Here is a 15653-nt window from a genome sequence, read left to right as displayed (position 1 = left end):
TTGTGTATGTAATACACTAACTAGTTAAACGAAAACGTTTTCGTGTTAATAAATAATTAAATTAATTGTTATAGCATGTTAATTTTTAATAAAAAAGACGGAAATTAGTAGAATAAGATTGATGGTTAAGGTAGAAAGAAGATTATGAAAAAGAATTTGACATTAAAACAGATTGCAAAAGAGTTAGATGTTTCGATATCAACGGTTTCTAAGGCGTTGAAAAATAGCGAAGAGATTAGTGCTGTAACGAAACAAAAGATTCAGGCATTTGCAAAATTATACAACTACAAACCGAATAATATAGCATTAAGTCTAAAGAATCGTAAAACGAAAACCATTGCCGTGATTATTCCCGAAATCGTTCACGATTTTTTTGCGATGGTAATTAGTGGAATCGAAAATTTAGCCAATCAATATGGTTATAATGTCTTAATATGTTTGTCAAATGAATCGTACGAACGTGAAGTGATTAATATGGAGATGCTTGCAGCGGGTAGTATAGACGGATTTGTGATTTCTCTTTCGAAAGAAACTCAAGCCAAAAAAGATTATCATCATATCAAAGAAATCATCAACCAAGGAATGCCAGTTGTGATGTTCGACCGTGTAACGCGTGAGGTTTATACTGATAAAGTGATTATTGATGATGTACTTGCGACACAAGAAGCAATTCAGTATTTTATAAGTAAAGAACGCAAGAAAATCGGTTTTATCACAACGCCAGATTATATAAGTGTTGGACGCTTAAGAACCGAAGGATATAAAAGAACATTAGAAGCGAATGGAATTGCAGTTGACGAAAACTTGATTTTGCGTGTAGAAGACGAGAGTCAGTTGGACACTATGATTGATGAGTTTTTCGAAAAAAATAAATTTGACGCAGTAATGGCAGTAAATGAATTATATGCCGTAAAAGTGTTGAGAGCAGCACTGAAAAAAGGAATCAAAGTGCCAGAAGAATTACATTTAATAGCTTTTACAGATGGTGTAATTTCCAAGAACTCAATTCCAAGCATTTCTACAGTCAAACAAAATGCATTCAAAATGGGTGAGATTGCAGCGCGTTTATTGATTCAAAAATTAGAGTCAGAAAACGAGCATGAGCATTACATTACCGAAGTTGTCGGAACAGAATTATTACACAGAGAAACTACAACGATTTAGTAAGTTTTTTTTGGTTAAATAATTGTTACAGTTGCAATAATCCCAAAAAAAAGTTTTAACATTGTAAACAAATCAAAACATATTTTTACTTCTCAAATTACAAAAATATAGTTTTGATAAGCATAAAACGCTTATCGTAAAATACATAAAAAAATTACGATAATGAGAAAGCGTAGATTAGGATTTCTTGAAATCTGGAATTTAAGTTTCGGATATCTAGGAGTTCAAATGGGTTTCGCCTTGCAAAACGCAAATGCGAGCCGTATTCTAAGTTCATTTGGTGCCGATGTGCACGAATTGTCTTGGTTTTGGATTGTTGCACCGCTAATGGGATTGATTGTTCAACCTATTATTGGTCATTATTCAGATAATACTTGGTCTAAATTTGGACGAAGAAAACCATACTTTTTAGTAGGAGCTTTATTGGCTTCTTTCGGATTAATCTTAATGCCACAAGCAGGTGCATTTACGGCATTGATGCCTGCATTATGGATGGGTGCTGGATTCTTGATGATAATGGATGCTTCATTCAATATCGCGATGGAACCGATGCGTGCATTTGTAGCAGATATGTTGCCTTCGGATCAACGTACATTAGGATATTCAATTCAAACTGTAATTATTGGTTTAGGAGCTGTTGTGGGTTCGTGGTTACCTTATATTTTGAGCAACTGGTTTGGTGTTTCAAGTGTTGCAGCGGAAGGAGAAGTTCCGTTTCACTTAATTTTATCATTCATTATTGGAGCAATTGCAATTATTGTAACCGTTTTAATCACCATTTTTACAACAAAAGAATATTCGCCAGAAGAATTAGACGCTTTCGAAAAAGCAGAAGGTAGAGAACCAATTGTTGAAGAAAAAGCAAGCTTAACACAGATTTTTACCGATTTTGGAAATATGCCAAAAACGATGAAACAATTAGGTTTGGTACAATTCTTTACGTGGTTTGCATTATTCGGAATGTGGGTATTTGCTACGCCAGCAATCGCGCATCATGTGTACGGTTTGTCTTTGAGTGATACCCATTCAGAAACATATCAAAAAGCAGGAGATTGGGTTGGAATTATCTTCGGAGTTTACAACGGAATTTCTGCAATATTCGCCTTCTTTTTACCAGCAATAGCCTTAAAATTTGGTCGAAAAACAACACATGCTATTTCATTAATTTGTGGAGGATTAGGATTAATTTCAATCTATTTTATTCACGATCCAAAATTACTAATCCTTTCCATGATCGGAGTAGGAATCGCTTGGGCAAGTATCTTATCGATACCTTATGCAATTTTAGCGGGAGCAATTCCAGCGAAAAAAATGGGTGTTTACATGGGAATTTTCAATTTCTTCATTTGTATGCCTCAAATCGTCAACGCATTGTTAGGCGGTCCAATTGTAAAATATTTATATCACGATAATCCAATTTTCGCCATTGTTACCAGCGGTGTTGCGCTAATTATTGCAGCACTTTTTGTAACGCGCGTAAAAGATGTGGATGAACCAATCAAAGCATAATCATTTTGAAAACTAAAGCATTTATTTTTGATTTAGATGGTGTCATCGTCGACACTGCAAAGTACCATTATTTAGCATGGAAAAAATTAGCGAATAATCTAAACATCGATTTTACGCACGAACATAACGAATTATTGAAAGGTGTTTCTCGTGTGCGATCATTAGAAATTATTCTTGGATTGGGAAATGTTGAAGCTTCTGATGAGCAGAAAAACGAATGGTTAATTCAGAAGAACAAAGAATATTTAGAATACATTGATAAGATGGACGATTCTGAAATTTTACCAGGCGTTATGGACGTTTTAAACTTTCTAAAAGAAAACAATCAACCAATTATTTTGGGATCAGCTTCTAAAAATGCACGTCCAATTTTAGAGAAAGTTAATATTCTAAATTATTTCGATGATATCGTAGATGGAAACGATGTTTCTAACGCAAAACCAGATCCAGAAGTTTTTATCGTTGGAGCGAAAAAAGCGAATCAAACAAACGAAAATTCAATTGTATTTGAAGATTCTGTTGCAGGAATTGAAGCAGCAAATGTTGCAGGAATGACAAGCATCGGAATTGGAGAAGATTCAGTTTTGAATGAAGCGAAATACAACTTTAAAAATTTTACTGAAATCTCAGAGGATTTCTTGTTCGAATTAATCAATCAATAATTATACAAACTATATACAACAAACAAAATGAATCAAGATTATATCATCCCGAATGCGTGGTCAATTATCGAAGAAGGGTTTGAAAAAGATCGTGTAAAATCGTCTGAAAGTTTATTTTCTATCGGAAATGGAGCAATGGGACAACGTGCCAATTTCGAAGAATTTTATTCAGGTGATACATTTCAAGGAAGCTATATTGCCGGCGTTTATTATCCTGACAAGACAAAAGTGGGATGGTGGAAAAACGGTTATCCAGAATATTTTGCAAAAGTATTAAATGCGCCAGTTTGGATTGGAATTGACATCGAAATTAACGGTGAAAAATTTGATTTAAACACTTGTAAAGAAGTTAAAAATTTCCGTCGCGAATTGAATATGAAAGAAGGTTTATTGGATCGTTCATTTATTGCGATTTTACCTTCAGGATTAGAAATTGAGGTTTTTGTTCGACGTTTTCTTTCTGCTGATTTAGATGAATTAGGAGCAATTAAATATGACATCAAACCAATCAATGATGATGCGAAAATTGTCTTCAAACCTTATGTTGATGCAGCTGTAAAGAACGAAGATGCGAACTGGGAAGAGATTTTTTGGGAACCAATTTTTTCTGAAATTAAAGGTGAACAAGGTTTTGTACAAGCGCGTACGTTCAAAACTCATTTTGAAGTCGTAACATTTATGCAGAATAAAATCTTGGTAAATGGAAGTTATCAACAAAATACACCAACAAGTGATGTTAAAACTGAAACAAAAGTAGAATTTACATATGAAGTTGAGGTAAAAGCGAATGATACCGCGACAATTGAGAAATTTGGAGGTTATGTAGTTTCGACAAATCATCCTAAAAATGAATTAATTAACGCTGCCGAAAATGTATTATCTCAAGCAAATGAACAAGGTTATGAACAATTGTTAATAAACCAAAAAGAAGCTTGGGCAAAGATTTGGGAAATGGCTGATATCACTATAGAAGGAGATACAAAAGCGCAACAAGGTATTCGTTTTAATATTTTTCAATTAAATCAAACGTATTCTGGAAAAGATGAGCGTTTGAATATCGGTCCAAAAGGCTTTACGGGAGAGAAATATGGAGGTTCTACATATTGGGATACAGAAGCATATTGTTTGCCATTTTACATGGTAACAAAAAATCAAGAAGTTGCGCGAAACTTATTAATGTATCGTTTTAATCAATTGGATAAAGCGATTGAAAATGGAGAAAAATTAGGCTTCAACAAAGGTGCAGCTTTGTATCCGATGGTTACGATGAATGGTGAAGAATGCCATAACGAATGGGAAATTACATTCGAGGAAATTCACCGTAATGGAGCTATTGCATTTGCGATTTACAACTATGTTCGTTTTACGGGAGATCAAACGTATATTCCAGAAGCTGGTTTAGAGGTTTTATTAGGAATTGCACGTTTTTGGAAACAGCGTGTGAATTGGTCAAACGACAAAAAACAATATGTGATGTTAGGAGTTACGGGACCTAACGAATATGAAAATAATGTCAACAACAATTTCCATTCAAATTATTGTGCACAATGGTGTATGAATTATTTGTTGGAACAAGTTGAAAACGTCAAAACAAATTATCCAGAGGATTTCGCTCGAATCGCTGCAAAGAGAAGTATTACTGATGCTGAATTAGCAGAAATGAAAGAAGTTGCAGAGAATATTTATTTTCCATTCAGTGAAGAATTAGGAATTTATTTACAGCAAGATGGTTTCTTGGATAAAGATTTAACACCTGTTTCTGAATTACCAAAAGAAGAACGTCCGATTAATCAAAAATGGTCTTGGGATAGAATTTTACGTTCAGCTTATATCAAACAAGCAGACGTTTTACAATCGTTCTATTATTTCGAAGATCAATTTTCGAAAGATCAATTAGAAAAACATTTTGATTTTTACGAACCATTAACGGTTCACGAATCATCATTATCGCCTTGTGTTCATTCCATCCAAGCAGCAACGTTAGGAAGAATGGAGCAAGCATATACATTTTATTTGAGAACTTCTCGTTTAGATTTAGATGATTATAACAAAGAAGTTCACGAAGGATTACACATCACATCTATGGCTGGAACTTGGATGTCGATTGTAGAAGGATTTGGTGGAATGCGTGTGAAAAACGATCAATTGTATTTTGAGCCACGTTTACCAGAACAATGGGAAGGTTTTACATTTAAAGTAAATTTCCGTCATCAAATCCTAAAAGTTATTGTAAATAAAGGAGAAACAACATTTGAATTGGAAGGAACAGAACCGTTAGAGGTTTATGTTTTCGACCAGAAAGTAGTTGTTCAGCCTTCGATTTAATAAAGGGAATCTAATACCTTGAAGGCTTCGGTTTTCAGGGTATTTTTATTTAGAATAGATGTTTTAAGTTCTAAGTTTATTCTGAAAACGTATTTTAAAAAAGTCATCCTGAATTCATTTCAGGATCGCATGAAGCAGAGAATGAGAAGCTGAAACAAGTTCAGCTGGACAGAGAATTTAAAAAAGATTCTTTGATAAACTCAAAATGACAATAAAGTAAATATCATACAAAGCTTGTCGAGGTATCAAAAAAACAAAAAACATGAAAAAAATACTATTATTATCATCTTTCCTATCAACATTAGCTTTTGCACAAATTCAAAAAGTAGAGCCAATGTTTTGGTGGAAAGGAATGAAAAATCCAGAAGTTCAAATTCTGGTTTATGGAAAAGATATTAGTAAATACAATATTGAATTATCGGATAATGTAAAAATTCAAAATTTACAGAAAACTGAAAATCCAAATTATGTTTTTGTAACGATTAATACGAATGAAGTAAACAAATCATCATTCAAAATTAACATCAAAAACAAAAATAAAATCGTTGATTCGTATACATACGAGTTAAAAAATCGTCAGCCAAATTCTGCAAATCGAACATCTTTTACGTCAAAAGATATGGTGTATTTAATTATGCCGGATCGTTTCGCCAATGGAGATGAAAGCAATGATTCGAAAAAAGAATTGCGTGAGAAAGTTAATCGTCAATTGCCAGGTGGTCGTCACGGAGGAGATTTACGAGGAATTATCAACAACTTAGATTATATCCAAAATTTAGGAGCCACTGCAGTTTGGTTAACTCCAGTAAACGAAGACAATGAAAAAGAATATTCGTATCACGGGTATGCTCAAACCGATTTATATAAAATTGATGGTCGTTACGGGACAAACGAAGAATACCGTGAATTGTCTCAGAAATTGAATCAACGTGGAATGTATTTGATTCAAGATTATGTCACGAATCACTGGGGAATCTCACATTGGATGATTCAGGATTTACCTTCAAAAGATTGGATCCATACATTTCCAGAAGGAGAAAATGGATTCCGTCGTTCGAATTATAGAACAACAACCCAATTTGATCCTAATGCTTCAGAGATTGATAAAATAGGCGCATTAAATGGTTGGTTCGATACGACGATGCCAGACATCAATCAAGCAAATCCATTAGTATTAAAGTACATCACTCAAAATGCCATTTGGTGGATAGAATATGCCGAATTAGGAGGTTTACGTGTAGATACATATCCTTACAATAACAAAGAAGGAATGGCAACTTGGGTAAAAGCAATTACAGATGAATATCCCAATCTAAATGTAGTAGGAGAGGCGTGGATGCATTCGCCAGCTCATGTATCGTATTGGCAAAAAGATTCGAAAATCGGTGAAATGGCGGGGTACAATTCGAATTTACCAGCGGTGATGGATTTTTCGTTGTATGCAAATATGACGAAAGCTTTTCAGGAAGAAGAATCGTGGGATAAAGGTTTGGTGAAAATCTACGAATCATTCACGAATGATTTCTTATATCCAGACATCAATAATTTATTGGTCTTTTTTGAAAATCACGATACCGAACGTTGGAACGAAATCTACAAAGGAGATATTAAGCCGTATCAACTAGCAACGACTTTAATCGGAACGGTTCGTGGAATTCCACAAATTTATTACGGCACTGAAATCGGTATGGCTGGAGATAAAAATACTGGTGGAGATGCAGCAATTCGTCAAGATTTTCTTGGTGGTTGGAAGTCTGATACACAAAATGCATTTAATCCAAATTCACGAACAGCAACGCAAAAAGCGTTCTATGATTTTACAGCGAAAGTATTCAATTGGCGTAAAAATAAAGAGGTGATTCATTCCGGTAAAACCAAACATTATGCACCAATCAATGATGTCTATGTGTATTTCCGATACAATGACAACGAATCGGTAATGGTGATTTTAAATAATAAATTAGATAAGCAAACCCTCCAATTGGATCGTTTTGAAGAATCGATCAAAGGATATCATACTGGAAAAGATATTTTATCGAATCAAGATTTCACAATTCATCCAAACGGTGAAATCACAATTGATGGAAAATCTTCGATGATTATTGAATTGATGAAATAGAATTACTGTCACACTGAGCTTGTCGAAATGTTTTTTATAATTCTTAAAAAGCTCAGAATAACAAAATCGTATAACGTAAAACATATCACGTACAACGTAAAAAGCAAATGAAAAAATTAACAACAACTATATTTACTTTACTTGCCATAGGCGCATTAAATGCCCAAATCATTGAATCGCCATCAAAGGAAGTAAAAGTTAACTTCGAATTAACAGCTAATGGTCAACCATCGTATTCGGTAACTTATAAAGGAAAAGAAATTGTAAAACCTTCAACATTAGGTTTCATTTTAAAAGATGCAGAAGCTTTAGAAAACGGATTTACAGTTACAAATTATACGACTAAATCAGTAAATGATGCTTGGCAACCTGTTTTAGGAGAATACAAAGAAATTAAAGATATTCATAACGAAGGTACGTTTCAATTAACGCAAACTTCTACTAACCGAAATGTAAATGTTACGTTTCGAGTTTTTGATGAAGGTGTAGCTTTTCGCTATGAATTTCCGAAGCAACAAAACTTAAATTACTTTGTCGTAAAAGAAGAAAAAACACAATTTAATTTAACAGGAGATCATCAAACATTTTGGTTACCTGGTGATTTCGATACACAAGAATATACATACATCGAATCGAAGATTTCAGGAATCGATCACAGTAAAATTGATATGAATAATGGGATTGGAGTGAAATCAATTGGGAAACCAAATTCAGTTCAAACGCCATTACAAATGAAAACTTCGGATAATATTTACTTAAATATTTTCGAAGCTGCAGTGGTTAATTATCCAGTAATGCATTTAGAATTTGATAAAAACTCCTATCAATTCAAATCGCATTTAGCACCAAACGCAATTGGAGATTTAGCTTATTTACAAGCGCCTTTCAACACACCTTGGCGTACAATAATGGTATCAGATGATGCCCGAGATATCGTAGGGAAAGGTCCTCAAATGATTTTAAATTTAAATGAACCATCAAAAATTGAAGATACATCTTGGATTAAACCAATGAAATATGTCGGAATTTGGTGGGAAATGCACGTTGGGAAATCAACGTGGGATCGTCAAGGAACTCAAAACGCACAAAACCAAGTCGGACAGGAGGCAATTAAATTTCCTCACGGAGCGACTACAGAAAATACAAAACGTTACATCGACTTTGCAGCGAAACACGGATTCGACGGAGTTTTAGTGGAAGGTTGGAATGAAGGATGGGAAGATTGGTATGGGAACTGGAAAGAAGATGTTTTCGATTTCACAACACCTTATGCTGATTTCGATATCAAAGAAATTTCTGCTTATGCAAAATCAAAAGGTGTAAAAATGATTATGCACCACGAAACTTCTGGTTCAGTAGCCAACTACGAACGTCGTTTTGACCGTGCAATGGAGGTAATGAAACATTACGAATATCCTGCAGTAAAAACAGGTTATGTTGGTCGCATCATTCCAAGAGGAGAATATCACGATGGACAAACAATGGTCAATCATTTCAATTGGACGGTAGAGCGTTTCGCTGAAAATAAAATTTTAGTCAATACACACGAGAGTTCTCGTCCTTCGGGTTATCACCGTACGTATCCAAATTATATTGCTGCTGAGGCAGGGAGAGGAAACGAGTTTAATGCATGGAGTTATGGAAATCCTCCAGCGCACGAAACCATTCTACCCTTCACACGTCAGTTAGGTGGTCCTATGGATTATACGCCTGGTATTTTTGAAACAGAAATGAAAGTGTATAATGTTGGTCGTGATACAAAAGTGCATACCACTTTAGCGAAACAATTGGCTTTATATGTGACGTTATATTCTCCGTTACAAATGGCTGCCGATTTACCAGAAAACTACGAGAAGTATGCCGATGCTTTCCAATTCATCAAAGATGTGGCAGTGGATTGGGACGATACAAAATACTTAGAAGCTGAGCCTGGTGATTATTTAACAGTAGCGCGTAAAGCAAAAGGAAGGGAGAATTGGTTTGTAGGTGCGATTACAGATGAAAATCCTCGAAAAACTGAAATTAAATTAGATTTCTTAACGCCTGGAGTAACTTACGAAGCAACAATTTACCAAGATGCGAAAAATGCACATTGGGATAAAAATCCAAAAGCATACGACATCAAAAAAGTAAAAGTAAATTCAAAATCAAAACTGAAATTGAATTTAGCGGCGAGTGGAGGAACAGCAATTTCGATTTTTCCAATAAAGTAGAAAATGTTTTAAGTTCTACGTGATACGTTTTACGTAGAACTTCTTTCAATTCTCATTAATAAATTGTCACACTGAGCTTGTCGAAGTGTATTTTTAAGCTTCTTTGATAAGCTTAGAATGTTATTTAAAGTAATCTTGAATAGGTCACTGAGCGAAGTCGAAGTGCAGGATCAAATTAAAGATGATGAGAAGCTGAAATAAATTTAGCTTGACAATTTGAATACTTTTTTATCAAGAAAAGAATATTGGAGAATTAATTCTTCGGCAATCTCAAAAAGACAAAAAAATATAGATATAAAAAATAAACAAATTATAATGAAACACTTAAAATCAATTATAGCGTTAGGAATTTCAATGATGAGCGTCGTTTACGGTCAAGAATTGAAATCACCAAATGGAAATTTCAAATTAGATTTTTCTTTATCGAAAGATGGAAAACCAACGTATCAATTAAAATACAAAGGGAAAGATGTCATCAAACCTTCAACTTTAGGATTCGAATTTAAAGCGAACAATCAAATGAGTTTTGAATGGGAAAATCAAGTCGGAGATAAAAATGCATTTACAAATTTTGTATCTGGTTTTCAAATCGTAGATACAAAGACTTCAACTTTTGATGAAACGTGGACACCAGTTTGGGGAGAAGTAGCTAAAATCAGAAATAATTTTAACGAATTAGCAGTTACAGTTTCTCAACCAAATACAGATCGACAAATGATTATTCGTTTTCGTTTGTTTAATGAAGGATTAGGTTTCCGTTACGAGTTTCCAGAACAAAAGAATTTAAAATATTTTGTCATCAAAGAAGAGCATTCGCAATTCGCAATGGCGGGAGATCACACAGCTTTTTGGATTCCTGGCGATTACGATACGCAAGAATATGATTACACAGAATCAAAGTTATCAGAAATTAGAGGATTATTTGATCAAGCCTATACTGGAAATGCATCACAAAAATCATTTTCTAAAACAGGAGTTCAGACTTCATTAATGATGAAAGCTGAGAATGGATTATACATCAACATTCATGAAGCAGCTTTAATCAATTATCCAGCAATGAATCTAAATTTAAACGATAAAAATTTAGTATTTGAATCGTGGTTAACGCCTGATGCATTAGGTGATAAAGGATATTTACAAGCGCCTTTTAATACACCTTGGAGAACAGTTATTGCAAGTGATAATGCGGCAGATATTGCGTTTAAAGGGCCACAATTAGTATATAATTTAAATGAACCATCAAAGATTGAAGATACTTCATGGATCAAACCAGTGAAGTATGTAGGTATTTGGTGGGAAATGATTACAGGTCGTGGTTCTTGGGCTTATACAGACGATTTTTCTACAGTGCAATTAGGAATAACGGATTATAAAAACGCAAAACCAAATGGAAAACATGCGGCTAATAACGAAAATGTAAAAAATTACATTGACTTTGCTGCAAAACATGGTTTCGATGCGGTATTGGTAGAAGGTTGGAACGAAGGTTGGGAAGATTGGTTCGGAAATCACAAAGATTATGTGTTCGATTTTGTAACGCCTTATCCAGATTTTGATGTAAAAGCATTAAATGAATATGCAAAATCAAAAGGTGTAAAAATTATGATGCATCACGAAACTTCGGGATCAATTCGTAATTACGAAAGACATTTGGATAAAGCATATAAATTCATGAACGATAATGGTTATACATCTGTAAAAAGTGGATATGTTGGTGATATCGTTCCTCGTGGAGATTATCATTACAGCCAAAATACAATTAATCATTATCAATATGCAATCGAAAAAGCGGCTGATTATAAAATAATGGTCAACGCACACGAAGCGGTTCGTCCTACAGGAGTTGCGCGTACATGGCCAAATTTAATCGGAAACGAATCTGCACGTGGAACAGAATACCAAGCTTTCGGTGGTTCTAAACCAAATCACGTAACGGTTTTACCTTTCACACGTCTATTAGGTGGACCAATGGATTACACGCCTGGTATTTTCGAAATGGATGTGAAAAAATTAAATCCAAACAATCATTCTCACGTTAATTCTACGATTGCAAATCAGTTGGCTTTATACGTGACAATGTATTCTCCTTTACAAATGGCTGCTGATATTATCGAGCATTACAAACAATTTTCTGATGCATTTCAATTCATCAAAGATGTGCCTGTAGATTGGCAAGATTCTAATTATTTGGAAGCTGAACCAGGAAGATATTTAACAATTGCACGTAAAGACAAAAATTCGAACAATTGGTTTGTTGGAAATGTAAATGGTGAAACGCCTCGTTCAACGAAAATTAAATTAGATTTCTTAGATAAAGGAAAAAAATACGAAGCAACTATTTATGCTGATGGTAAAGATGCTCATTTCAAAACAAATCCTCAATCGTATAAAATTGAAACCAAAAAAGTTGATGCTAAATCAGTGTTAGATTTAACTTCTCAAGTTGGTGGTGGTTTTGCAATTAGTATCAAAGAAATTAAATAAGTAATGAGTGATGAGTATTGAGAAACTTATTACTCAATACTCAAAACTTACTACTCAAAACTTTTTAGTATGAAAAAAATACTTTTCACGTTAGGAATAGCTTCATTGTTTTTAAGCTCTTGTTCAAAAACAACAACACAAGCTACGCAGACAAATCATTCAGAAAAACAACCATTTGTTTGGAATGGTGCAAATATTTATTTTTTATTGACCGATCGTTTCGAGAATGGAGATAAAAAGAATGATGTTAATTACGGGAGAACTGCTAAAACATCTAAATTAAGAGGTTTTGAAGGAGGAGATTTTCGTGGGGTAATCAATAAAATCGAAGATAATTATTTTTCAGATTTAGGAGTTAATGCCATTTGGATGACTCCGATTGTAGAACAAGTTCATGGTTCTGTTAACGAAGGTCAAGGTGCAACTTATGGTTTTCATGGTTATTGGACAAAAGATTGGTCGTCGATAGATAAAAATTGGGGAACCGAAAAAGAATTGCAAGAATTAGTAGATAAAGCACATGCAAAGGGAATCCGAATTATGTTAGATGCTGTCATCAATCACACGGGACCAGTCACAGATTCTGATGGTGTTTTTCCTGCAGATTGGGTTCGTGTTTCGCCACAATGCACTTACGATTCTTACGAAACAACCGTAGAATGTACCTTGGTGGCCAATTTACCAGATATTTTAACCGAGTCAGAAGATGATGTTTTATTGCCTCCACAATTGATTGCAAAATGGTCACAAGAAGGTCGTTTGGATAGAGAAGTTGCAGAGTTGAATACTTTTTTCATCAAATACAATCTGCCAAAAGCGCCAAAATATTACATCATGAAATGGCTTTCGGATTATATCAAAAAATATGGTATTGATGGTTATCGTGTAGATACGGTGAAACATACAGAAGAAAGCGTGTGGAAGAAGTTTGCAGAGATTTGTCAAGATGCATTTAATCAATATAAAATCAATCATCCAGAAAAAGTTTTAGATCAAAATGATTTTTATTTAATTGGAGAAGTTTATAATTATTCGGTGAACGATGCATTAGAATTTCCATTTCCAGATAAAAAAGTTAATTATTTCGAAAATGGATTTGATGCATTGATTAACTTCGATTTGCGTTCGACTCAAAACGAAACTTCTCAACAGGTATTTAATCGTTACAACTCGATTTTACAAAATAAAATGAATGGTAAAACCGTGATGAGTTATATTACATCTCATGACGACGGTTCTCCGTTTGACATAAAACGAGAAAATAATTTTGATGCTGCGACACGTTTATTATTAACGCCAGGTATTTCGCAAGTTTATTATGGCGATGAGTCGGCTAGACCTTTAGAAATAGAAGGTGTTGATGGTGATGCAAATTTGCGTTCTTTCATGAATTGGGATGATGTAAATTCTAATCAAGAAACAAAATTATTGTTAGAACATTATCAAAAATTAGGACAATTCAGACGAAATCATCCAGCAGTTGGCGCAGGTAATCAAACAGATTTACAAGATCAACCATATATTTTTACTAGAAAATATAAGACAGACGAAGTGGTGATTGGATTGGAAATGCCAATTGGTAAAAAAACAATTAATGTAAGTTCTATCTGGAAAGATGGTGCTAAAATTCGCGATGCTTATTCAGGTTTTTCAGGAAAAGTTGTGAACGGAAATTTAGAATTGAATACGACTTCTGATATTGTATTATTGGAAAAAGTGAATTAATTTTTTGAGAAGTAATAGAAGAAAAATGATAAAAAAAATAGTTGGTTTAACCTTGATAACAACTTTGTTTTTGACAAGTTGTGAAAACAAAAAGGAAACAAAGTCAGAAGACGTTAAAAAAGAAAGGAAAGAACAAAGTATTTTGCCTTTTACGGCTGATATGGCGGAAACTTCTGTGATTTATGAAGTGAATGTTCGTCAATTTTCGCCGGAAGGAACTTTTGCTGCGGTAACAAAAGAGATTTCGAATATCAAAAAATTAGGGGTTAAGATCCTTTGGATTATGCCTATTTATCCAATTGGAGAAGAAAATCGAAAAGAAGGTTTAGGTTCGTATTATTCAATCAAAGATTATAGAGGAATCAATCCAGAATTTGGAAATGCCGAAGATTTTAAGAAATTGGTTGATGAAGCGCACAAAAACGGAATCTATGTGATTTTGGATTGGGTTGCGAATCACACGGCTTGGGATCATCCTTGGGTAAAACAACATCCTGATTGGTACGAACAAGATAAGAACGGGAAAATGCATTCTCCTTACGATTGGTCGGATGTTGTGGCATTAAATTTCGATAACAAAGAAATGCGCAAACAGATGATTGCCGATATGAAATATTGGTTAGATGATTTCAAAATTGATGGTTTCCGTTGTGATATGGCGCATGAAGTTCCAACAGATTTTTGGAATGAAGCAAAACCACAATTGGCAAAAGGTCGCGAAATTTTTATGTTAGGTGAAACAGAGAAGCCAGATTTATTAGCAAATAATGCATTTGATGCTGCTTATGGTTGGGAAATTCATCATATCATGAATGATATTGCAAAAGGTAAAAAGAATGTTTCTGCGATTGATGCGTACATGGATTCGCTTCCGAAAAAATGGCAAGCGGATGATTATAAATTATTATTCACATCAAATCATGACGAAAATTCTTGGGCTGGAACTGAGTACGAAAGAATGGGTCATGCGGTCGAAACATTTGCTGCATTAACGTATACTTTACCAGGAATTCCTTTGATTTATAATGGACAAGAAGAAGATTTTAATCGTCGTTTAAAATTCTTTGTCAAAGATTCTATTGATCGTAATCCAACAGCAAAAATGCGTGGCGTTTACGAAAAGTTAGGAGAACTAAAAATCACAAATGAAGCATTTAATGGAGCGAAAAAAGCGGCTTCTTACGAACGTTTGAAAACATCTGATGATAAATCTATCTTAGCGTTCAAACGTCATAAAAATACGACAGAAGCTTATTTTATTGCGAATTTTACGAAAGCAAATAAAGAAATTACAGTTCCAATTAATGGTGTGTACAAAAACTTTATGAACAACGAAGATGTTACATTTGATGCAACAACAAAACTGAAATTAAAACCTTGGGAATACCTGATTTTAGTTCAGAAGAAAAAATAAATTCTTAAAAGCTGGTTAAATTTTTAATCAGCTTTTTT

General features: G+C 34.0%; 9 protein-coding genes. All 9 read left to right on the top strand.

Annotation, left to right across the window (positions count from 1 at the left end; genetic code table 11):
* Positions 1-144: 144 nt before the first annotated feature.
* The 9 genes from G0Q09_RS01720 (at position 145) to G0Q09_RS01680 (ending at position 15615) form a co-directional block, all read left to right on the top strand.
* On the top strand, positions 145-1164 hold the full coding sequence (locus tag G0Q09_RS01720; RefSeq protein WP_038331040.1) for a LacI family DNA-binding transcriptional regulator: 1020 nt from the start codon (positions 145-147) through the stop codon (positions 1162-1164).
* 162 nt (positions 1165-1326) lie between these two features.
* A complete protein-coding gene (locus G0Q09_RS01715) occupies positions 1327-2673 on the top strand; it encodes an MFS transporter (protein WP_219033781.1) in 1347 nt (448 codons plus the stop codon).
* Positions 2674-2678: 5 nt separating this feature from the next.
* Positions 2679-3335 carry a beta-phosphoglucomutase gene (pgmB, locus tag G0Q09_RS01710; protein WP_219033780.1) on the top strand — a complete coding sequence of 219 codons (657 nt, stop codon included), beginning with the start codon at positions 2679-2681 and terminating at the stop codon, positions 3333-3335.
* A 27-nt stretch (positions 3336-3362) separates the two neighbouring features.
* Positions 3363-5660: a maltose phosphorylase MdxK gene (gene mdxK / locus G0Q09_RS01705; RefSeq protein WP_219033779.1), complete on the top strand. Its 2298-nt coding sequence runs from the start codon at positions 3363-3365 to the stop codon at positions 5658-5660.
* Positions 5661-5922: 262 nt separating this feature from the next.
* Positions 5923-7779, top strand: coding sequence for a glycoside hydrolase family 13 protein (locus tag G0Q09_RS01700; RefSeq protein WP_219033778.1), 1857 nt, complete (start codon positions 5923-5925; stop codon positions 7777-7779).
* Between the two features lie 107 nt (positions 7780-7886).
* A complete protein-coding gene (locus G0Q09_RS01695) occupies positions 7887-9992 on the top strand; it encodes a glycoside hydrolase family 97 protein (RefSeq protein WP_219033777.1) in 2106 nt (701 codons plus the stop codon).
* A gap of 315 nt (positions 9993-10307) precedes the next feature.
* Positions 10308-12476: a glycoside hydrolase family 97 protein gene (locus tag G0Q09_RS01690; protein ID WP_219033776.1), complete on the top strand. Its 2169-nt coding sequence runs from the start codon at positions 10308-10310 to the stop codon at positions 12474-12476.
* A 69-nt stretch (positions 12477-12545) separates the two neighbouring features.
* The gene (locus tag G0Q09_RS01685) at positions 12546-14201 is read left to right on the top strand and encodes an alpha-amylase family glycosyl hydrolase (protein ID WP_219033775.1); all 1656 of its coding nucleotides are present in this window, start codon (positions 12546-12548) and stop codon (positions 14199-14201) included.
* A 25-nt stretch (positions 14202-14226) separates the two neighbouring features.
* Positions 14227-15615: an alpha-amylase family glycosyl hydrolase gene (locus tag G0Q09_RS01680; protein ID WP_219033774.1), complete on the top strand. Its 1389-nt coding sequence runs from the start codon at positions 14227-14229 to the stop codon at positions 15613-15615.
* Positions 15616-15653 lie beyond the last annotated feature (38 nt).

The organism is Empedobacter falsenii (genome assembly GCF_019308355.1).
Classification (GTDB): Bacteria; Bacteroidota; Bacteroidia; order Flavobacteriales; family Weeksellaceae; genus Empedobacter; species Empedobacter falsenii_B.
Note: the sequence above shows the minus strand (reverse complement) of the source record. Positions and strands in the feature narration are given on the sequence as shown.

Coding starts and splice junctions, on each gene's coding strand:
- G0Q09_RS01720 (WP_038331040.1), top strand. CDS start 145: ATGAAAAAGAATTTGACATTAAAACAGATTGCAAAAGAGTTAGATGTT.
- G0Q09_RS01715 (WP_219033781.1), top strand. CDS start 1,327: ATGAGAAAGCGTAGATTAGGATTTCTTGAAATCTGGAATTTAAGTTTC.
- mdxK (WP_219033779.1), top strand. CDS start 3,363: ATGAATCAAGATTATATCATCCCGAATGCGTGGTCAATTATCGAAGAA.
- G0Q09_RS01700 (WP_219033778.1), top strand. CDS start 5,923: ATGAAAAAAATACTATTATTATCATCTTTCCTATCAACATTAGCTTTT.
- G0Q09_RS01695 (WP_219033777.1), top strand. CDS start 7,887: ATGAAAAAATTAACAACAACTATATTTACTTTACTTGCCATAGGCGCA.
- G0Q09_RS01690 (WP_219033776.1), top strand. CDS start 10,308: ATGAAACACTTAAAATCAATTATAGCGTTAGGAATTTCAATGATGAGC.
- G0Q09_RS01685 (WP_219033775.1), top strand. CDS start 12,546: ATGAAAAAAATACTTTTCACGTTAGGAATAGCTTCATTGTTTTTAAGC.
- G0Q09_RS01680 (WP_219033774.1), top strand. CDS start 14,227: ATGATAAAAAAAATAGTTGGTTTAACCTTGATAACAACTTTGTTTTTG.